Source organism: Xanthomonas sp. WHRI 1810A (assembly GCF_040202885.1).
In the GTDB taxonomy this organism is placed as follows: Bacteria; Pseudomonadota; Gammaproteobacteria; order Pseudomonadales; family Pseudomonadaceae; genus Aquipseudomonas.
The window spans coordinates 213091-233315 of the sequence record NZ_JBEGED010000003.1 but is presented as its reverse complement, the minus strand read 5'-3'; the positions used below and the strand labels follow the sequence as shown (position 1 = coordinate 233315).

The following is a 20225-nucleotide window of genomic DNA, read 5'->3' as shown; positions in this document are numbered from 1 at the left end:
TTATCGTGCAGGCAAGAGGATCTGCTATGGGTCTGCCACACGGACATAGGGCCACACCGGCTTTCACCCCTAAACCTGCCTACAGAACCGAATTAACTGTTTTTAAAAAAAGGAGCTGATAGCATCGCAGCAGGCTACTGCTTTGGCTGCCGGTTACTGTTTAAGTGAGGAAAATGTATGGACACAGACGTAAGATTGCCGCTTTTAAAGGTGAACCAGTGGTTAAAGTCTTGGGAAATGAGCGAATGGCAACCGGAGCTGCCCGAACCTCCGCATCATTTTTACATAGCATCTGTATCCCTCCGCGTTCTTCGGGGTCTAGCAGGTGTTAGCAGGCGAACTGTAGAGGACCGTCGAAGCGGTGACAAAAACGTGGGGTACCAGCGGGCGCACCAACTTAGTAGATCTAAGAATATCGCAAGATATATACAGTATGGCTATCCTCTCTCCAATCAAAAAAATCTCGATGTAGAAGAGCATAAGCAGCTCATCCATCCTGGTTGGCTTCCGACTTCGATTCTTGTAAATATAATTAAACCCGGAGAGACGCGACGTCGTGCCGGAAAACAAGTCGTGCTCGAAGATGATAGCGCTCTAAAAATAAGCAGTGATGGTGTGGGCCATGTCTTAGAAATTCCTAAAAAGGTACCGGATAGCCGGAAGAACTATTCATTAGAGCCCGTCGAAATTATCGATGGTCAGCACAGGTTGTTTGCTATTGATGAATTACACGCTGGGGTCGATGACGATTACGAGGTCCCCGTCGTTTTCTTCCACGGATTAACTGAATCATGGCAAGCGTACCTATTTTGGGTGATCAACGTTGAGCCGAGAAAAATCAATACCAGTTTAGCATTCGATCTTTATCCAGAACTTCGTAGTCAATCTTGGTTAGAAAGTGGAGAGGGTGTCAAAGTCTACCAAGAGCATCGCGCGCAGGAGTTGACGGAAGTTCTTTGGAGGCACGAAAGCAGCCCGTGGAAAGAGCGTATTGAGTTACATGGCGGACGCAAGGAAGGTCATGTCTCAAACGCCGCGTTTATCAGATCTTTGATGGTTAGTTTCGTTAGGCGGTGGGGCGCGCTTCATAAGATTGGAGGGCTGTTTGGATCGATAGATGGCAATGGCGCAGAAAAAGTTCTTCCCTGGAAGCGCTCTCAGCAGGCTGCTTTCCTCGTGGCGTGTTGGACTCAAGTGCATATAGCCGTAAAAAGAACTGACGCTAAATGGGCCAAGGCGTTACGGCAAGAGCACGATAAAAGTCAGCAGCTTATCGCAAACGAATTTGAAAAAAACGTAGCTTTTTCTGGGCCTAATACACTCCTAGCTACAGACCAAGGCTGTAGGGTGATATTCATTGTTTTTAACGCAATGAGTCAGCTCGCCTACAATGAGCTGGAACTTGAAGAGTGGGAATCTAGTGAGGTTTCGGATAAGCCAAATGATAGTGATGTTTCCATTGCTTTGGAAGAGCTAGCTGGGTTTCCCAAAATAACTGATTATCTGAGAAATATTTCGAATGAGCTCGTGAACAATATCGATTGGAGAACAAGCGGCTCGAAATCTCTTTCATCGGAAGAGAGTCAGATGCAGGCGGCGTACCGAGGTAGTAGCGGATATTCTTTACTACAGAAAGCATGCTTCAAGGTACTTGCTGAGTCGAATTTCTCCCTGATCTCACAAAAGGCAGCATTAGCGTCTCGTCTGCAAGGGAACGCCTGATGCCGCCTAAAACAAAAAAAAGTACTGACATTACGGATTATGCAAATATATGCGCTAATGCTAGTGGCGTTGCTGTGCAAAAAGCTTTCAATAATCTAGGGCCAGTAAATAAGTTTGAAGATTTGTTGTATCCGGGTGCTGTACCTGGAGCAAAAGAGTTGGCTGCTGAGCAAGTATTTCATATGGTGGAGGGATGGCGATATGCGTCAGCAGCGGTTGCTGCCTTCCTCAATAACTCTCACCAGACATCTCTTCATTTTGCATATTATGCCGAGCTACGTGCCGCGCTGTCACTACTAAGTTGGAGCGGAATTAGGGTAAAGCAAAACGCTCATTACTATGTTGATCAGCATGGTGTTAGAAAAATTGTCAAAAGCTCTCCGACTCACAAGGCAGTGTGGGGATTGTGGCAGCACTGGACCGGTAGATCAGACGCGAAGAGTTTATTTGAAGACCAAATAAAGCTCACAACGGAGGTGCCGCTATCGGAAGTCCTAAAAGGCCTCCAATATGTAAAGCCAACTAAGACAATTCAAGGTTGGGGCATCGATCTTGCAAAGGTCAGTGATGACCACACCGCTAGGAACATATCTAGCTATGACGCTTACTGGATGAAAGCGCCATTGACTAAAACAGATGGTGCAGACCTTGATCTGGTTCTGATGCTATGGAAGCTACTACTCCCTGAAGAGGCCGGGCTTACTTTTGATAGCGCCCTAATATCTTATTTTGTGTCTGAAGCGTTGCCTGGGATGTTAGGTGCAGACTCTATCACAGAGTTGGATAAAATAGCTGCAGTAGAGATTATAGCTCAGGAGATAAGTACCAATACCGGGCTTGATCCAGATCGTATAGCTAGACGATTGACCTCCACTCAATACGATAAGTTACCTTTTGAACTGGCATCATCTGACAGCGCAGCACCCAGAAACGTACTATGTCGTTGCTTCTTTTTGTTAAGATTATCAATGTTGGCCGCTAAGACCAGCATGGACTTGGCAACTGACAAGTCAGCAACATCATGGCTAAAAAATTGGTTTGAGCATGCAGGGCTTTGGAGCGCCACATCAGACGTGGAACCTTATGATGTTTCTGAGGATTACACCATAGCTGTAGATTTCTTAAAGACATCCAAAGCGCCGATTTCAGAGTTGTGGGGCGCGCCTAATGTTTTAAGCTCAATAAAACTAACTCGGCCAGAAGCATGTATGGTTTGGAACGTAATTGAATGAAGTATATGGGTCACAAAGGAAAATTGCTTAAGGTTCTCGGAGATGTATTGCTCGAAGAATCCAAAAACTCAAGTTCGATAGCTGATCCGTTTTGTGGTTCGGGGGCAGTATCATGGTTCCTTGCGGAGAGGACATCAAAAAGAGTGGTGTCAGGCGATCTGCAAGGTTTTGCTGCATGCAGAGCCGGTGCTATCACACATCGCACTGCGTTGCTGGATCACAATAAGCTGCTCCGATCTTGGTTATGCAAAGCAGAAACTATAGTCCGCGATATTGTCGAAAAATTTCCAAATGCAGAGGAATCTGTTGAACCTCGCCCCAGCTCAACTGACGAAACAATCAAGTATGTACTAAGAAGTAGAGTATTTTGTGAAAGGGTTCTACCCCCGTTATTGGAAACTACTGGCCTAAAATTTCCAATTACGAAGGCTTACGGAGGGCATTATTTTTCACCAATGCAGGCGATATGGCTTGATGCTCTAAGAGCAACTCTTCCAACCCGTAGGGATTCCCGAATAGTTGCGCTAGCCGCATTGATCGAAACGGCAGGCAAGTGTGCAGCGTCTCCCGGGCATACTGCTCAGCCGTTCCAGCCTACTGCAACATCGTCCAGGCATATTTTAGATGCTTGGTCTAGATCGGTTGAGAAGATTCTACGAGAAGCGACTACAAATATTGCAAGCAGATCGGCTCAGGTGCTAGGCGAGTCCAAGGTTGCTGACTTCCTACAAACTATAGAGGTTTTAGAAGCGGGTGACACAGTTTTTGCTGATCCTCCATACTCAGATGTACATTACAGCCGTTTTTATCATGTACTGGAGACTCTGTACCACGGCTTAGAGATTGAAGTTACAGGGCGTGGAAGGTATCCCTGCATTTCAGTGAGGCCGAGTTCTAGGTTTAGCCTAAGAGCTGGATCTAAAGGGGCCGCTTTAGATTTGATCGAAACCTGCTCCAGAAAAAGACTGTCTTTAGTTTTGACGTTTCCTTCTTCGGGTGCGAGCAATGGTTTATCAGCTCAAGATTTTATAGATGCAGGAAAGCAGATGTACTCCTCCATCCAACAGCACGAGGTGGATTCTGACTTCAGCACTCTAGGTGGAAATGCTGTTACCCGCGACGCTAGGCTTAATTGTAGGGAAAGCATTATTTGTTTTAGACCGTAGACCCTGGTATTTAGGATGAATCGCTTGTCAATTGCGTCGAGCCTCACGAACGTTCGAAGTTGCGACGAGGACGGCTGACCATGCTGGCTGGGTTCTAGAAAGGAATCTGATGTTCACGGCGAGCAACCGTGATGACGCACTGAAACAATGCGAATTCTTACTTCACCGTACTGTTCTCTGTGAATCTCGGGCGTTCGTTACGACAGCGAGCAAAATCGGAAAACGCGAGGGCTGCCACGCTATGCGTGTTGTCAGCGGATGGCGCTTGAGCCATGTGTTAATTTCAGAGTGCCCGCCGTTGTGCTTCGGAGGGATCTCGGCAATGTGGTGATTGATGAGTTGATGAAATGCGGTCCGTTCAGCGTCGATGATGAGAGAAAATGCCTTGGTCGACGTGATTTATGGCCGACGCCCCCCCCGATGTACTGCAAATACGTTTTTTGGTTATAAGGGAGGTCGTGGTGACTGGACGCTTTTGATCTTGGCCGATGACCGACGGATTGCTTTTCAACGATCTGCCGGGAGTCTGCAGCAAACCGGTCCAGGGGCCGTTTCTGATATATATAGGCGCTTGGTTTCCGGACCGCTTCGCGCCCCATCGCCTGCAAGCAGGGCTCCTACGCACTTCGCACAGAAGCGAATCTCTAAGCAAAAAAAAGCCCGCACATCGGCGGGCTTTCTCTATAAGCGTGATAGTCAGAACGCATTCCACGCACTGAAATCAGAAGATGGTGCACCAGACGGGATTCGAACCCATGACCCCTGCCTTCGGAGGGCAGTACTCTATCCAGCTGAGCTACTGGTGCAGCGCGGGCGCCATAATACTCATCTGGGTTGCGTGCGTCCATGGTGGCGAGCGGGTGTTGTTGATTTCGCACGGTTTAGGCGCATCGGGGCCACGTTGATCAGATTTTTCAGCCGATCCGCCATCTGGCGTTCTTTTTCTCGAACAGGCTATTGTCCTTTAACCCCGCAGTCCCTAGGATTCGTTTGAGATTTCAAACGCACCGGTCCGGTTCCCGCACGTTCAGCCTGTGCAACATGGGGTCCGGCCAAGTTTTCCTGACGGCAGTCTCGTTCGAGGCGCCTTGAATAATCAATAATCTGCTCCGCCTGCGCGCGGTGCTGTTTAGGAGACCGACATGCAGCTCAAAGACTCCACGTTGTTTCGCCAGCAGGCCTACATCAATGGCGCCTGGGCAGACGCCGATGGCGGGCAGACGATCAAGGTGAACAACCCGGCGAACAACGAGATTCTGGGCACTGTGCCGAAGATGGGCGCCGCTGAAACCCGCCGGGCCATTGAAGCAGCCGACAAGGCCTTGCCGGCCTGGCGTGCACTGACCGCCAAAGAGCGCTCCAACAAACTGCGTCGCTGGTTCGAGCTGATGATCGAGAACCAGGACGATCTGGGCCGTCTGATGACCCTGGAGCAGGGCAAGCCGCTGGCCGAAGCCAAGGGCGAGATCGCTTACGCCGCCTCCTTCATTGAGTGGTTCGCCGAAGAAGCCAAGCGCGTCTACGGCGACGTGATCCCTGGTCATCAACCTGACAAGCGCCTGATCGTGCTCAAGCAGCCGATTGGCGTCACCGCCGCGATCACGCCGTGGAACTTCCCTGCCGCGATGATCACGCGTAAAGCCGGCCCGGCATTGGCCGCTGGCTGCACCATGGTCCTCAAGCCTGCCTCGCAAACCCCTTACTCCGCACTCGCCCTGGCCGAACTGGCTGAGCGTGCCGGCATCCCGGCTGGCGTGTTCAGCGTGGTGACCGGCAGCGCAGGTGATATCGGTGGCGAGCTGACCAGCAACCCGATCGTGCGCAAGCTGTCGTTCACCGGCTCCACCGAGATTGGTCGTCAGCTGATGGCCGAATGCGCCCACGACATCAAGAAGGTGTCGCTGGAGCTGGGCGGCAACGCGCCGTTCATTGTGTTCGACGACGCGGACCTGGATAAGGCCGTCGAAGGCGCGATCATTTCCAAGTACCGCAACAACGGCCAGACCTGCGTGTGCGCCAACCGCCTCTACGTTCAGGACTCGGTGTACGACGCGTTCGCCGAGAAGCTGAAAGTGGCGGTATCGAAGCTGAAAATCGGCAACGGTCTGGAAGAGGGCACCACCACCGGCCCGCTGATCGATGAAAAGGCCGTGGCCAAAGTCAAAGAGCACATCGCTGACGCGCTCAGCAAGGGCGCAACCGTCCTCAGCGGCGGCAACAGCCTGGAAGGCAACTTCTTCGAGCCGACGATTCTGGTCAACGTCTCCAAAGATGCGGCCGTCGCCAAGGAAGAAACCTTTGGCCCGCTGGCGCCGTTGTTCCGCTTCAAGGACGAGGACGAAGTGGTCGCCATGGCCAACGACACCGAGTTTGGCCTGGCCTCGTATTTCTACGCGCAGAATATGAGCCGCGTATTCCGCGTCGCCGAAGCGTTGGAGTACGGCATGGTGGGTATTAACACCGGCCTGATCTCCAACGAAGTGGCGCCGTTTGGCGGGATCAAGGCGTCCGGCCTGGGCCGTGAAGGCTCCAAGTACGGCATCGAAGATTATCTGGAAATCAAATACCTCTGCCTTAGCGTTTAAGGCCCAGGCGTTGAGGCCTGTGGGGCGCGAGAGCGACGCTTCACAGGCTTTTTGCAGCACCCAACCTATTTGGTGGCCGGGAGGCCGCGACAGTCGATCATCGTATGCTGTCGCCGTTGACCCCCGCTGCTTCATCCTTGAACCACGCCGCGCGATGAGCGGCGAATGAGGAAATCATGAGCAAAACCAACGCATCTCTGATGAAACGCCGCGAAGCCGCTGTACCGCGTGGCGTTGGTCAAATCCACCCGATCTTTGCCGACTACGCGAAGAACGCCACCGTCACTGACGTGGAAGGTCGTGAATTCATCGACTTCGCGGGCGGTATCGCGGTCCTCAACACCGGCCACCTGCACCCGAAAATCATCGCTGCTGTGACTGAGCAGCTGACCAAGCTGACCCACACCTGTTTCCAGGTGCTGGCGTATGAGCCCTACGTCGAGCTGTGCGAAAAGATCAACGCCAAGGTGCCGGGCGATTTCGACAAGAAAACCTTCCTCGTCACCACCGGTTCCGAAGCTGTTGAAAACGCCGTCAAGATCGCCCGCGCTGCGACGGGCCGTGCAGGTGTGATCGCGTTCACCGGCGCTTACCACGGCCGCACCATGATGACCCTGGGCCTGACCGGCAAAGTCGTGCCGTACTCGGCCGGCATGGGCCTGATGCCAGGCGGCATCTTCCGCGCGATCTACCCGAACGAGCTGCACGGCGTGAGCGTTGACGATTCCATCGCCAGCATCGAGCGTATTTTCAAGAACGATGCCGAGCCGAAAGACATCGCCGCGATCATCATTGAGCCGGTTCAGGGCGAAGGCGGTTTCTACGTCGCGCCGAAGGCATTCATGGTGCGTCTGCGTGAACTGTGCGACAAGCACGGCATTCTGTTGATCGCTGACGAAGTACAGACCGGCGCGGGCCGCACGGGCACCTTCTTCGCCATGGAGCAGATGGGCGTTTCGGCTGACCTGACCACCTTCGCCAAATCCATCGCCGGCGGCTTCCCGCTCGCGGGTGTGTGCGGCAAGGCCGAATACATGGACGCCATTGCCCCAGGTGGCCTGGGCGGTACGTACGCTGGCAGCCCGATTGCCTGCGCCGCTGCGTTGGCGGTCATGGAGGTGTTTGAAGAAGAGCACCTGCTGGATCGCTGCAAAGCGGTGGGCGAGCGTCTGGTAACAGGCCTGCGCGCCATTCAGGCCAAGTACCCGGTCATCGGCGAAGTCCGTGCCCTGGGCGCGATGATTGCGCTGGAGTGCTTCGAAAGCGGCGACACTCATAAGCCGAACGCGGCCGCTGTGGCCAGCGTTGTGGCCAAGGCACGCGACAAGGGTTTGATCCTGCTGTCATGCGGCACGTACGGCAACGTATTGCGCGTCTTGGTGCCGCTGACTTCGCCGGACGAGCAACTGGACGCAGGCCTGAAAATCATCGAAGAATGCTTCGCTGAACTGGCCTGAAATCGTTAAGTCGCAGTTGATTAAAATGTGACCAAACGGACAAAAAAACCCGCGAAAGCGGGTTTTTTTTCGTTTATTGGCGTCAGAAATGTCGCTTTTGGCTGTATGCACCTGCTTTCTTTGACTAAGGTAGGAGCGTGAAGCCGGAGAGTCATGATGACCGTAGTGAAGGCCCCCGATGTTGCTCGCGTGCTGATCGCAGAGTCCGACCCGTGGATTCGCGAGATGCTCAGAGAGATGGTGTTGAACGTGCGTTGTGATGCGCATCTTGAAATCTGCGCAGACGGTGCTCAGGCTGTTCAGTGGCTCAAGGGTGCGGTCCCTGACCTGGTGATCGCTTCCCGTGAGCTTGCCGGCATCGATGGGATGAGCGTGTTGCGCAAGGTGCGCCTGATGCGCAAGCAGCCGACAATTCCCTTCATTCTCCTGAGCAATCGCAACGACAGCGCCAGCGTTCGCGAAGCCGTGCAGCTCGCCCCCACGGCTTATCTCACCAAACCCCTGAACATGGACAAGCTTCGGCTGCGCCTGGAAGGCTTGTTGCTGGAGGGCGGCGCACAGGTGGCATGCGCAATCCCCGGGCTTGCGCCTGGCCAGATGCTCGCCGACTTTCTGGAAAAGCGCCGTGAGGTGTCCGACGGCGCGCCGCTGTTCATCAATGTGCAGCAGGCAATCAAGGGCAGCCAGGGGGCGTCAGGCCCTGATACCAAGTTGCTGGAAAAGGCGCTGATGCCCGATCCCCAGTTGGTCGCAGGGCTGATCGCCGCGGCCAACAGCGCCGAGCAGCACCTGGGCAAGCCGATTCAGACCCTCAATCAGGCGTTGACGACGTTGGGCGCGACGCAGACCGCCAATCTGGTTTCCAGCATGGCGCTCAAGCGCGGTGCGGTGTTGACGGACGCGGCACTGATCGCCAAGGCGAATGAGTTCTGGGGCTTGTCGCAGCGCACCGCCCATTACGCCCGCACCCTGGCGCAGATGCTTGAGCTTGATCAGGAACGTTGCCACTGCGCGGGCCTGCTGCGCAATCTGGGTGATCTTGCGGTGTTGCGCAGTCTGCAGGAGTGGTTGCTGTCCGGCGGCGTGCTGAACGATGAAGTGATCGCCAAATCCCTTACTCAGTATTCCGCTGCATTCGGCTCGGCGCTACGGGCGCGATGGCGGCTGCCGCTGGAGCTGCGAGAGCTGATTGCGGCGGTGTATCAATACAACACCGGGGTTTCCACGCGCGAAGTGCTGGCGATGAGCATCGCGGGCGAGATGGGGCGGCTTGGCGATGAGGCGGGCGGGCTGGAGGTGCTGGCTAAATCCAAGCCGGCGCGGCTGCTGAAGATCGATGCGGCGGGACTTGAGCGGTTGCGGGTGAAGGTGGAGGGGTAGAGCAATACCCTGTAGGAGCGCGCTTGCCCGCGAAGGCGCAGGCACGTCCGATGCATCTCCATCGGCCGAAAGAGCCATCGCGGGCAAGCGCGCTCCTACAAGGGAGATGCAGTTCAGACCAACACAATCTGATTCTTGCCCTGCCGCTTGGCCTGGTACATCGCGGCATCAGCCCGGGCGAACAGCGCTTCCAGGCTCTGGTCTTCAGGCCCCAGATTGGTCAGCCCCTGACTGGCGGTGATGCCGAACGCGGCGTCGTTACGCTGGAAGCTCAAGCGCTGGATCTCGCGTTGCAGGCGTTCGGCGATCTGCTTGGCCATCTCTGGCGCGCACCCGGGGAAGACCGCGGCAAACTCTTCGCCACCGATCCGCCCGAACAGGTCCCCACGCCGCAGCGTGGTCCGTCCGCATTCGGCAATGCGTTGCAGCACCACGTCGCCTTCCTGGTGGCCGTAGGTGTCGTTGACCAGCTTGAAGTCATCCACGTCCAGCAGCAGAAAGGCCATCGGCGTGCCTTGCAGCCGTGCCTGCTCGAACTCGCGCTGGGCGCATTCGAAGAAATGGCGACGGTTGCTGCTTTGGGTGAGGACGTCGGTGGTGGCCAGCCGCTGCAGCTCGTCTTCGAGCTGTTTCTTTTCGGTGATGTCTTCGGCGATGCCGACGACGATCAGGCGCTGGCCCTGCTCGGCCTGGTGGCTGATGAAACATTTGTCGCTGAGCCAGCGCACCTGGCCATCAGCACGGATGATCCGGTACTCGCGATCCTCGACCGAACCCTTCTCCAGCACTTCGCTCAAGCTGCGCTCGGCATAGTCCAGATCGTCGGGGTAGATGCTGTCGCGCCACTCGCCGAAGTCGGCCAGCAGCAGACCGGCCGAGCGGCCAAAGATGCGTTCATAAGCGGGGGAGACGTAGATCATGCGCTGGGTTTGCCAGTCGAACGCCCAGAGCACCGCGTTCACACTCACCAGCAGGGAACTGAACAGTTGTTCACGTTCGCTGAGTCTTGCGACCTCAGCCTGGGCGTGCATCAGCGCAAGGAGGGTCTCGGCTGCGGCGGGGATTTCAACAATGGGCGTCTGGTTGTCCATGAGCACTGCATCTCAATAATAAGGTGCGGCGCACAGCCACAACGTGCACACACATTCGTGTGGGAATGCAGATCAGATCGGACGAATGGCACGAAGTTCCTATCGGCGCCCACCGCGGTGGGTGCGCGCCGATCAACGGCATCAGGCGTGGGAAGGGCGCAAGGAGTAGGTTTTCAGCTGATCGGCGAACTCGCGCAACGACTGAATGCCACTGACTTCGGCCTCGTGAACCCAATCTTTGATCGCTGCGAGCATGTCATGGCCGTTGGTGCTGGTTTTGAGCCAGATCTGCTGCAGGGCCAGGCGTTTCTCGTAGATCACCGTCAGCGCCTGGCTGTGTTCGAGCATGTTCTGGATGCGCAGTTGATGCTTGGCGTCCAGCAGGCTGGTCTCGCGCGACAGCAGGCGCTTGGCGCGATAGAACTTGTCACGAACCGAGGCATCGGCTTTGGCCAGCTCCTGCGCGACCAGCGGTGCAATCACCAACTTGCGGTACTGGGCCATGATCTGGAAGCGATTGTTGAGAATCGCCATCGCAGTGTCCATGTCCAGATGGCCCTTGCCTTCGACGCGGTGGGCAATGGGCGCCACGCGCTGCACCTTGGCCAGGCGCAGGAAGCTGAACACCTTGATCCACGCCCAGCCCATGTCGAATTCCCATTTCTTGACCGACAGCTTGGCCGAGTTGGGGTAGGTGTGGTGGTTGTTGTGCAGCTCTTCGCCGCCAATGATGATGCCCCAAGGCACCAGATTGGTTGCAGCGTCGCGGCACTCGAAGTTGCGGTAGCCGACCGCATGGCCCAGGCCGTTGACGACGCCAGCGGCCCAGAACGGAATCCACATCATCTGAATCGCCCAGACGGTGATGCCGATCACGCCGAACAGCGCCAGATCGAGCACGCCCATGATGGCGATACCCAGCAACGGAAAGCGCGAATACAGGTTCCGCTCGATCCAGTCTTCGGGGCAGTTTTTACCGTAGATGCGCAGGGTGTCGGGGTTCTCTGCTTCGGCGCGATACAGTTCGGCGCCTTTGCGCAAGACCGTCGAAAGGCCTTTGATGACCGGGCTGTGCGGGTCATCGACGGTTTCGCATTTTGCGTGGTGCTTGCGGTGGATAGCGGTCCACTCGCGGGTGTTCTGCGCCGTGGTCAGCCACAGCCAGAAACGGAAGAAGTGCTTGAGCCCGGCATTGAGTTCCAGAGAACGGTGGGCTGAATAGCGATGAAGGTAAACCGTGACGCTGATAATGGTGACGTGAGTCATCACCAGAGTGATCGCGACCAATTGCCAGACGGAAAGGTCAAGCAAACCGTTGTTCCACATAGGCTGAGTTGCCCTCGATAAAGACGCGTAGGGTGTAGTGCAGCAGGGCGCATTATCACTTAGCCACCGGATAAAACCAGTCGCCCTTTTAGATAAGAGTGGCAAGATGTTTCTTATTTGTAACCTGTTTATCTGTAAGGCTTTTCTTTCTGCCCTGTCAGTAAACACCCTTCCGGACTTCGAATAGCCCCAGTCCACGGGTCAATAAGCGCTCTGCAGATGCTCGATAACCGATCGTTGTTGCGCTATCTGATCGAAGAATCGGCTCCATCGGCGCACCTGAAACGGATGAGCGGCAACGGTCGGCAAGGCGTATTTATCCTAAATTCCATTTAGCTATATCGGCATACTTAAATAGTATTTTTAAGAATAACTGTGGGTCTCTAAGATTGCCTCCACGCCATCAGCAGCACTTCTTGAATCGCGCTGCGGGCAACTCATCAAGGAGCACGATCATGAGCGCATCCCTGCGTAGCGTTGACGGCCAGGACGAAGCAAGCATCCTGCGTGAAATCCAGAGCGCACTGCGCGACCTGCGCTTCGGCGCGGTTGAAATCACTGTGCACAACGCACAGGTGGTGCAGATCGAACGCAAAGAGAAATTCCGTTTGCAGAATCCGGGTAACAAGCCGAGCTGAATGCACGACCTGTAGGAGCCAACTTGTTGGCGAAGCGCCCCAGTGACAATAAGTTTCGTCAACGGCCGCTTCGCGAACAAGTTCGCTCCTACAGACGCAAATACAGAACAACCAATAACGCACCCCAGGAGCCTGATTCATGTCCATTCGCCGTTATGCACTGGCCGCCCTCGCCAGTGCTGTGTTTGCCGGTTCCGCTGTCGCCAAGGATTACGAGCTGCTGAACGTGTCCTATGACCCGACACGCGAGCTGTATCAGGATTACAACGCCGAGTTCGTCAATTTCTGGAAGAAATCGCACCCTGACGACAAGGTCGAGATCAAGCAATCCCACGGTGGTTCGGGCAAGCAAGGGCGTTCGGTGATTGACGGGCTGCGCGCTGACGTCGTGACCCTGGCGCTGGCCGGCGATATCGATGAAATCGCCAAACTGGGCAAAACCTTGCCTGAGAACTGGCAGACCCGGCTGCCTGATGCCAGTACGCCGTACACGTCCACCATCGTGTTCCTGGTGCGCAAGGGCAATCCCAAGGGCATCAAGGACTGGGGCGACCTGATCAAGAAAGACGTGTCGGTCATCACGCCCAACCCGAAGACCTCCGGCGGTGCGCGTTGGAACTTCCTCGCCGCTTACGGCTATGGCCTGAAATCCGGTGGCAGTGAGGAAAAGGCTCAGGAATACGTGAAAGAGCTGTTCAAACACGTGCCTGTTCTGGATACCGGCGCTCGCGGTTCGACCATCACCTTCGTCAACAACGGTCAGGGCGATGTGCTGCTGGCGTGGGAAAACGAAGCTTTCCTGGCGCTGAAAGAAGACGGCGGCGCGGACAAGTTCGACATCGTCGTACCGTCGCTGTCGATTCTGGCTGAGCCTCCAGTGGCCGTCGTCGACAAGAACGCCGAGAAGAAGGGCAACACCGAAATCGCGACTGAATACCTGAAGCACCTGTACAGCAAGGAAGGCCAGGAAATCGCGGCGAAAAACTTCTATCGTCCACGTAACCCTGAAGTTGCGGCCAAGTACGAGAAGCAATTCCCGAAACTCAACCTGCTGACCATCGATAAGGATTTCGGTGGCTGGAAAACGGCGCAGCCGAAGTTCTTCAATGATGGCGGCGTGTTCGACCAGATCTACCAGGCGCAATAACACGCATTTGTGGGAGCGCGCTTGCCCGCGAAAAATCTGTCAGGCATAGAAGATATGCCTGGCACGGAAGGCCATCGCGGGCAAGCGCGCTCCTACAATAACTTGCTGTTGAAATCAGAACCCGCACGCGTTTGCGGGTTTGGTGTGTGACCAAGGACACTTATGTCGCGACGTACTTCCCCCGTCATACCCGGCTTCGGGCTGACGCTGGGTTACACCCTGGTGTACCTCAGTCTGATTGTGTTGATCCCGCTGGCGGCGATGTTCATTCACGCCTCGCAGCTGAGCTGGGGTCAGTTCTGGACCATCGTCACTGCACCGCGCGTCATCGCCGCCCTGAAGCTGAGCTTCGGCACCGCGTTCTATGCGGCGATCATCAACGGCATCATCGGCACGCTGTTGGCCTGGGTGCTGGTGCGCTACACCTTCCCCGGCCGCAAAATCATCGACGCGATGATCGACCTTCCTTTCGCGCTGCCCACCGCGGTCGCCGGTATCGCGCTGACCGCGCTGTATTCACCGAACGGGCTTGTCGGGCAATTCGCCGCTGACCTGGGTTTCAAGATCGCCTACACGCCGCTGGGCATCACGCTGGCGCTGACCTTCGTCACGCTGCCGTTCGTGGTGCGTACCGTGCAGCCGGTGCTGGCCGACATCCCCCGTGAAGTCGAAGAAGCCGCAGCGTGTCTCGGCGCGCGTCCGTTGCAGGTGTTTCGCTACATCCTCGTCCCTGCGCTGCTGCCCGCCTGGCTGACCGGTTTTGCCCTGGCGTTTGCCCGGGGCGTCGGCGAATACGGGTCGGTGATTTTCATCGCAGGCAACATGCCGATGAAGACCGAAATCCTGCCGCTGCTGATCATGGTCAAGCTCGATCAATACGACTACACCGGCGCGACGGCCATCGGCGTGATGATGCTGGTGGTGTCGTTCATTCTGTTGCTGCTGATCAACTTGCTGCAGCGACGCATCGAAACCCCGACCTGAGGAGGCGCCGTTATGTCCGGTTCATCGCTTATTGCCGCTTCCTCCGCCAACGCTGCCCGTCGTGGCAGTGCGGTGTCGCGGCGCATCCTGATCAGCCTAGGTTGGCTGGTCTTCGCGCTGTTTTTGTTGCTGCCACTGTTCATTGTCGTGTCCCAGGGGCTGAAGTCCGGCCTGGGCGCGTTCTTCGCTGCGATCTTTGAGCCGGACGCCCTGTCGGCGCTCAAGCTCACGGTGTTCGCGGTGCTGATTTCGGTGCCATTGAACGTGGTGTTCGGCGTCAGCGCGGCGTGGTGCGTCAGCAAGTACTCGTTTCGCGGCAAAAGCTTTCTGGTCACGCTGATCGACCTGCCGTTTTCGGTCTCGCCGGTGATTGCGGGCCTGGTCTACGTGCTGATGTTCGGCGCGCAAGGGTTGTTTGGCCCGTGGTTGCAGGATCACGACATCCAGATCGTCTTTGCCCTGCCGGGCATCGTGCTGGCGACCATCTTCGTCACCGTGCCGTTCGTGGCCCGCGAGCTGATCCCGCTGATGCAGGAGCAGGGCACGCAGGAAGAAGAAGCTGCGCGTTTACTCGGCGCCAATGGCTGGCAGATGTTCTGGTATGTGACGGTGCCCAACATCAAGTGGGGCCTGATCTACGGCGTGGTGCTGTGTACCGCCCGGGCGATGGGTGAGTTCGGCGCGGTGTCGGTGGTGTCCGGGCACATTCGCGGGGTCACCAACACGCTGCCGCTGCACGTCGAGATTCTCTACAACGAGTACAACCACGTGGCCGCGTTTGCCGTGGCGAGCCTGTTGCTGATCCTTGCGCTGTTCATCCTGCTGCTCAAGCAGTGGAGCGAATCCCGTATTAACCGTCTGCGTCAAAGTGCGGCGGAGGAATAATTCATGTCCATCGAAGTCCGTAACGTCAGCAAGAATTTCAACGCCTTCAAGGCCCTCAACAGCATCAATCTGGACATCCAGAGTGGCGAGCTGGTGGCGTTGCTGGGCCCGTCCGGCTGTGGCAAGACCACGCTGCTGCGCATCATTGCCGGGCTGGAAGCGCCGGATCAGGGCCGCATCGTGTTCCATGGCGAGGATGTCTCGGGGCACGACGTGCGTGATCGCAACGTCGGTTTCGTGTTCCAGCACTACGCGCTGTTCCGTCACATGACCGTGTTCGACAACGTCGCGTTCGGCCTGCGCATGAAGCCCAAGAAAGAACGCCCAAGCGATAGCCAGATCACCGCGAAAGTCCATGAACTGCTGAACATGGTGCAACTGGACTGGCTGTCGGATCGTTACCCGGAGCAGTTGTCCGGTGGGCAGCGTCAACGTATCGCGCTGGCCCGGGCATTGGCGGTGGAGCCCAAGGTGTTGCTGCTCGATGAGCCGTTTGGTGCGCTGGACGCCAAGGTGCGCAAGGAGCTGCGTCGCTGGCTGGCGCGCCTGCACGAAGACATCAACCTGACGTCGGTGTTTGTGACCCACGACCAGGAAGAAGCGATGGAAGTGGCGGACCGCATCGTGGTGATGAACAAGGGCGTGATCGAGCAGATCGGCTCGCCGGGGGAGGTGTACGAAAGCCCGGCCAATGATTTTGTTTACCACTTCCTCGGGGATTCCAACCGCCTGCACGTGGGGGACGATCACGTGCTGTTCCGCCCGCACGAGGTCTCGCTGTCGCGCCATGAGCTGGAAGATCACCACGCCGCGCTGGTGCGCGATATCCGTCCGCTGGGCGCCACCACACGCGTCACGTTGAAGGTGGAAGGGCAAAGCGAACTGATCGAGGCCGAAGTGGTGAAAGACCACGACAGCCTGGTCGGGCTGGAGCGCGGCGAGACGTTGTTCTTCAAGCCCAAGGTCTGGCAGAAGGTTGAGAATATCTAGGCTTTTGATTCTGGCCGGAGGCCGTAGGAGCGTGGCTTGTCCCGCGATGGAGCGCGAAGCGGTCCCGAAACCATTCACTCCGGCCAAATCAGGCAGACCGCAACCTCAGGGTTTTGCTACCGCTGCGCGGCAGATCGTCAGCAAGCTAACTCCCACGCCTTCGGCAGAAGCAATCCTGGCTATCTTGCGGTCTTCAGATTCCTTCTACGCGACGGCCCGATCCGCATTTCAATCTCATGCTGCAAGCCCTTGCGCATGCCCAGCAAAAACGCCAACTCCGCGACCACGAACAGCGGGCCGATGATCAGGCCCGAGACGTCGTCGATAAACGCCGGTTTGCGCCCTTCGTAGTAATGCCCGACGAACTGGATCACCCAGCCGGCGATAAACACCCCAAGCCCGGCACTCAGCCAGACCAGAAGCGGTTGCTGCGCAATCAGGGCGCCACCCCACAGGCATAACCCCAACAGCACGGCCATCAGCGCGCCGAAGGCGAGGTCCAGCCGCAGATAGAAAATCGTCGACGCCACCGCCACCAACGCCGCCGGTGACAGCCACAGTCCGCCGACATAAACACCGGGTAGGGAAAGTATTACAGCCACCGCGAACACAATCATCGGAATGCCTAGGAAATGACTGACGATGTTCCGGGGATCACGGTGGTAGGACGCGTATTGGCTCAAATGATCGATGAGGTTTTTCATTGTTATTGGTCCCTCGAAGCGTTGATCATGCCGCTGCTTTTGGGGTGGCACGCGGTGGTTCGGCCCAGCCTGGAGCAAAAGACAAACAAGAAAAAGGAGATTCACATGACGAATGGAACCCAATGGCGCTCGTGGTTGAACAACGATCAGTGGTTCAACGGACTGCCTGCCAATCTGCAGGATAGTCTGCTTGTTTCCATGCAGCAGCGGCGGGTGACGCCGGGCAAACTGATCTTCAAAAAAGAGCAGCCGGTGTGCGGGTTTTATGCGTTGCTGGAAGGCTCATTGCGTATGGGGCTGCCCTGTCAGCAGCGGCAGTGGCTGGCGCCCAGCCCTTTCAGACGGCCTTACTGGTTTGGCGAAGTGGCGTTGTTTGAAACGTCGCCCCGGCCGCAGAACATCTACGCCGAAGACCAGGTGATCACGCTGCAGATGCCAGAGCAAAGCGTGCGTCAGTTGCTGCAAAAGCACCCGGAGTACCGGCGCTATTTTGCCGATCTGCTGGGCCGAAAGTTGGGCCTGAACGTACCGCCTGCCGGTCAGTTCACGTTATTGCCCACCCTGGAACGCGTGGCCTTTCGGCTGCTGATGCTGACCGAGGGTTATGGCGAGATCAACGGCGCGGTGCGCATCGTTTCGCGCCATGACTTGCCGTGTGAACAGTCCTTGGGATTGGCCGCCGAGAGCATTGATCGCACGCTGGAAGCGCTGAGCGAGCGCAAGGTCATTCGCCGCGATCACGACTTCCTTTCGATTCTGGACACCGACAAGCTTCGCCGTCTGGCCAGGCATCGCCTGACCGTGTGAAGCCTTGCGTGTTGTGCATCATCGCCCAAGACCGGCGCGGTATTGATAGGGGGTCATTCCGGTCCAGCGCTTGAAGGCGCGGCTGAAACTGAGGGTGTCGGCAAAACCCAGCAGGTAGGCGATTTCGCTGAGCGAGCAGCCGGCTTCGCACATGTGCAGCAGCGCCAGATTCTGTCTGCATTGATTGAGCAGCAGATCGTAGCTGCAACCTTCGTCTGCCAAGTGACGCTGCAGGCTGCGCAGGCTCAGGTGCAGATTGTGCGCGATGCGCTCGGCGGAAGGCTCGCCCTCGGGCAATTGGGTTTCGATGGCATCGCGTACTTTGCGCTCCCACGTCAATGTGCTGAGGGGCTCAAGGGTGCCGTTGTGAACCGTTTCGCCGTGCTCGGCTAGTTTCGGGCCGGCATCGTCCAGGTGGCTGTCGAAGTCCGCGCAGGCAAACTCCAGCAGGTTGTCGGGCGCATTGAAGAAGAGCGGCGCGCGGAACATGTTGTGCCAGGGCTTGAGGTCAGCGGGCTGCGGACGCACGAGGTGGACGGCGAGCGGGGCGTAATCGCGACCCAACCGGTTGCGGCAGGTGCGCACGTAAATTGCGGCGAAGGCGTCCATGGCCTCGTTTGCCGGGACCGGGCAGCCTGCCGGGACCACGAAGCGGAACTCGTATCGATCCCCTGCGCGCACAAAACTCAGGTTCAACGCATCGCTGACCACCGGGTGATAACGCACGATGCGCTCGAACACTTCACGCAGCGATCCGCTGGCCACCAGCGCGTAGCCGAGCGCGTGGAAGGTGGTCGGGCTGACGAAGCGTGACACCCGCAAACCCAGCGCCGGATCGCCACTGGCCTGGACCGCCATCTGCCACAGGCGCGTGGTGGTCGTGACCGGGTAGCGTGCGTTGGGGTCGTCCATCAGTTGCGGATCAAGGCCCGCAGCCAGGCTCAGCGCCTGGCTGTCGAGGCCAAGGGCGTCCAGTTGCTTGCGCAGCGCGCGGGTCCAGCTGGCGAGAATGCTCGGTTCAGGCATACAAATGGGCCCTTCCGGTCAACATACTGGCGTGTGCGGCGGGGGATGACGACCCCCAAGCCACAGCGGCGAGTCGCTTATTCGATCATAGCTCGTGGAATGGGGCCCATTACGGAAAAACCTGTTGGAGCGAGGCTTGCCCGCGAAGAGGCCGGGACAGCCTGCAATATGTAATGGGCTGATGGAATTCGCGGGCAAGCCGCGCTCCAACAATGGATTGGGGCGGACCAGTGGATCCGCTGATAAAAATTCTGTAACAACTGTTCCGTACGCTTCACCTGTGCCCACCGAACAAGGGCAAACAGTTGCAGGGCCGTTCCTTTAAGGCAGGGAGCGGCTCTTTTTTTGCGCGGTGCTCCGGGATTTCGCCCGCGCTAGCGCTATATGGTTTTTAGCTATTAACAAATAGCTTCTTATTCCTTAACGGATATATGTCCCGTCCCTATACTCGCCCCATGAATGCAACATGCAGGAGGCGAACCCCATGCATAACGAGTCGATCCGCTACCTGATCCTGCCCGGCTGGCAAGGGTCGGGCGATGACCATTGGCAAACCCATTGGCAGAACAGCCTGCCCAACAGTGTCCGCGTCGAGCAGGCCGACTGGATGAAGCCGCGCCGTGAAGACTGGGTGGGCGAACTGCAGCGCACCATCGCGGCCGACAGTACGCCGGTGATCCTGATTGCCCACAGCCTGGGGTGCGTGACCGTTGCACACTGGGCGCAGCTGGCCCCGCTCGAAACCCTGCGGCAAGTGCATGGCGCACTGCTGGTGGCGCCGGCGGACGTCGAGCGGCCTGGCTGCCCGCCGGCCCTGCGTAACTTCGCGCCCATTCCCGAGCACCTGTTGCCCTTTCCGACGCAGATCGTCAGCTCCGACAACGACACCGCCGTCAGCGCGCCAAGGGCGATGGAAATGGCCCGCAATTGGGGTGCGGAAATCGGCCTCATCAGTGGTGGCGGGCACATCAACGTCAAGTCCGGTCACCATCGCTGGGAACAGGGCTTCGCCTATCTGTACCGCCTGCAAGGCCGCATGGAACAACTGGCGCGCCGTCACGCCTGACCCCCTTTGATCGGCCTAT

Annotated in this window: 17 protein-coding genes and 1 tRNA gene; 13 read left to right on the top strand and 5 right to left on the bottom strand. The window is 57.1% G+C overall.

Annotation, left to right across the window (positions count from 1 at the left end):
- Nucleotides 1-177 precede the first annotated feature (177 nt).
- From ABQX22_RS07120 to ABQX22_RS07110, 3 genes are read left to right on the top strand one after another with little or no spacing between them, the layout of a single operon-like run.
- Nucleotides 178-1722 carry a DGQHR domain-containing protein gene (locus ABQX22_RS07120; protein ID WP_349797914.1) on the top strand — a complete coding sequence of 515 codons (1545 nt, stop codon included), beginning with the start codon at nt 178-180 and terminating at the stop codon, nt 1720-1722.
- Nucleotides 1722-2954: a hypothetical protein gene (locus tag ABQX22_RS07115; protein ID WP_349797912.1), complete on the top strand. Its 1233-nt coding sequence runs from the start codon at nt 1722-1724 to the stop codon at nt 2952-2954. The genes ABQX22_RS07120 and ABQX22_RS07115 overlap by 1 nt, the downstream gene beginning before the upstream one ends.
- The gene (locus tag ABQX22_RS07110) at nt 2951-4120 is read left to right on the top strand and encodes a DNA adenine methylase (RefSeq protein ID WP_349797910.1); all 1170 of its coding nucleotides are present in this window, start codon (nt 2951-2953) and stop codon (nt 4118-4120) included. Before ABQX22_RS07115 ends, ABQX22_RS07110 begins: the two co-directional genes overlap by 4 nt.
- Nucleotides 4121-4849: 729 nt before the next feature.
- Here ABQX22_RS07110 and ABQX22_RS07105 read toward each other — a convergent pair.
- Nucleotides 4850-4926: transfer RNA gene (locus ABQX22_RS07105), tRNA-Arg, on the bottom strand.
- 336 nt (nt 4927-5262) lie between these two features.
- Here ABQX22_RS07105 and gabD point away from each other — a divergent pair.
- From gabD to ABQX22_RS07090, 3 genes are all read left to right on the top strand, one after another.
- A complete protein-coding gene (gene gabD / locus ABQX22_RS07100) occupies nt 5263-6705 on the top strand; it encodes an NADP-dependent succinate-semialdehyde dehydrogenase (RefSeq protein WP_349797908.1) in 1443 nt (480 codons plus the stop codon).
- Between the two features lie 176 nt (nt 6706-6881).
- A complete protein-coding gene (gene gabT, locus ABQX22_RS07095) occupies nt 6882-8162 on the top strand; it encodes a 4-aminobutyrate--2-oxoglutarate transaminase (protein ID WP_349797906.1) in 1281 nt (426 codons plus the stop codon).
- 153 nt (nt 8163-8315) lie between these two features.
- Entirely contained in the window at nt 8316-9542 is a 1227-nt protein-coding gene (locus ABQX22_RS07090) for an HDOD domain-containing protein (protein WP_349797904.1), read from the top strand.
- Nucleotides 9543-9655: 113 nt separating this feature from the next.
- Here the strand turns inward: ABQX22_RS07090 and ABQX22_RS07085 are convergent, their stop codons facing one another.
- The gene (locus ABQX22_RS07085) at nt 9656-10633 is read right to left on the bottom strand and encodes a GGDEF domain-containing protein (protein ID WP_349797902.1); all 978 of its coding nucleotides are present in this window, start codon (nt 10631-10633) and stop codon (nt 9656-9658) included.
- A 141-nt stretch (nt 10634-10774) separates the two neighbouring features.
- Nucleotides 10775-11944, bottom strand: coding sequence for a delta-9 fatty acid desaturase DesA (gene desA, locus ABQX22_RS07080; protein WP_349797900.1), 1170 nt, complete (start codon nt 11942-11944; stop codon nt 10775-10777).
- 470 nt (nt 11945-12414) lie between these two features.
- Between desA and oscA the strand changes: the two genes are divergently transcribed.
- The 5 genes from oscA to ABQX22_RS07055 all read left to right on the top strand — a co-directional run bounded on the left by oscA (nt 12415) and on the right by ABQX22_RS07055 (nt 16603).
- Complete coding sequence (oscA, locus tag ABQX22_RS07075) at nt 12415-12597, top strand: sulfur starvation response protein OscA (protein WP_074752461.1); 183 nt, start codon at nt 12415-12417, stop codon at nt 12595-12597.
- A 139-nt stretch (nt 12598-12736) separates the two neighbouring features.
- Nucleotides 12737-13744 carry a sulfate ABC transporter substrate-binding protein gene (locus ABQX22_RS07070; RefSeq protein ID WP_349797898.1) on the top strand — a complete coding sequence of 336 codons (1008 nt, stop codon included), beginning with the start codon at nt 12737-12739 and terminating at the stop codon, nt 13742-13744.
- Nucleotides 13745-13906: 162 nt separating this feature from the next.
- On the top strand, nt 13907-14728 hold the full coding sequence (cysT, locus tag ABQX22_RS07065; protein ID WP_349797896.1) for a sulfate ABC transporter permease subunit CysT: 822 nt from the start codon (nt 13907-13909) through the stop codon (nt 14726-14728).
- 12 nt (nt 14729-14740) lie between these two features.
- Entirely contained in the window at nt 14741-15613 is an 873-nt protein-coding gene (cysW, locus tag ABQX22_RS07060) for a sulfate ABC transporter permease subunit CysW (protein WP_349797894.1), read from the top strand.
- Nucleotides 15614-15616: 3 nt separating this feature from the next.
- Complete coding sequence (locus tag ABQX22_RS07055) at nt 15617-16603, top strand: sulfate/molybdate ABC transporter ATP-binding protein (RefSeq protein WP_349797892.1); 987 nt, start codon at nt 15617-15619, stop codon at nt 16601-16603.
- A 179-nt stretch (nt 16604-16782) separates the two neighbouring features.
- Here the strand turns inward: ABQX22_RS07055 and ABQX22_RS07050 are convergent, their stop codons facing one another.
- Nucleotides 16783-17307 carry an Mpo1 family 2-hydroxy fatty acid dioxygenase gene (locus ABQX22_RS07050; RefSeq protein ID WP_349797890.1) on the bottom strand — a complete coding sequence of 175 codons (525 nt, stop codon included), beginning with the start codon at nt 17305-17307 and terminating at the stop codon, nt 16783-16785.
- 105 nt (nt 17308-17412) lie between these two features.
- Between ABQX22_RS07050 and ABQX22_RS07045 the strand changes: the two genes are divergently transcribed.
- Nucleotides 17413-18114, top strand: a complete 702-nt coding sequence (locus tag ABQX22_RS07045; protein ID WP_349797888.1) for a Crp/Fnr family transcriptional regulator — start codon at nt 17413-17415, stop codon at nt 18112-18114.
- A gap of 18 nt (nt 18115-18132) precedes the next feature.
- Here ABQX22_RS07045 and ABQX22_RS07040 read toward each other — a convergent pair whose 3' ends face one another.
- The gene (locus ABQX22_RS07040) at nt 18133-19140 is read right to left on the bottom strand and encodes an AraC family transcriptional regulator (protein ID WP_349797887.1); all 1008 of its coding nucleotides are present in this window, start codon (nt 19138-19140) and stop codon (nt 18133-18135) included.
- Between the two features lie 484 nt (nt 19141-19624).
- Here ABQX22_RS07040 and ABQX22_RS07035 point away from each other — a divergent pair, with 484 nt between their 5' ends.
- The gene (locus ABQX22_RS07035; RefSeq protein ID WP_349797885.1) at nt 19625-20206 is read left to right on the top strand and encodes an alpha/beta hydrolase; all 582 of its coding nucleotides are present in this window, start codon (nt 19625-19627) and stop codon (nt 20204-20206) included.
- Nucleotides 20207-20225 lie beyond the last annotated feature (19 nt).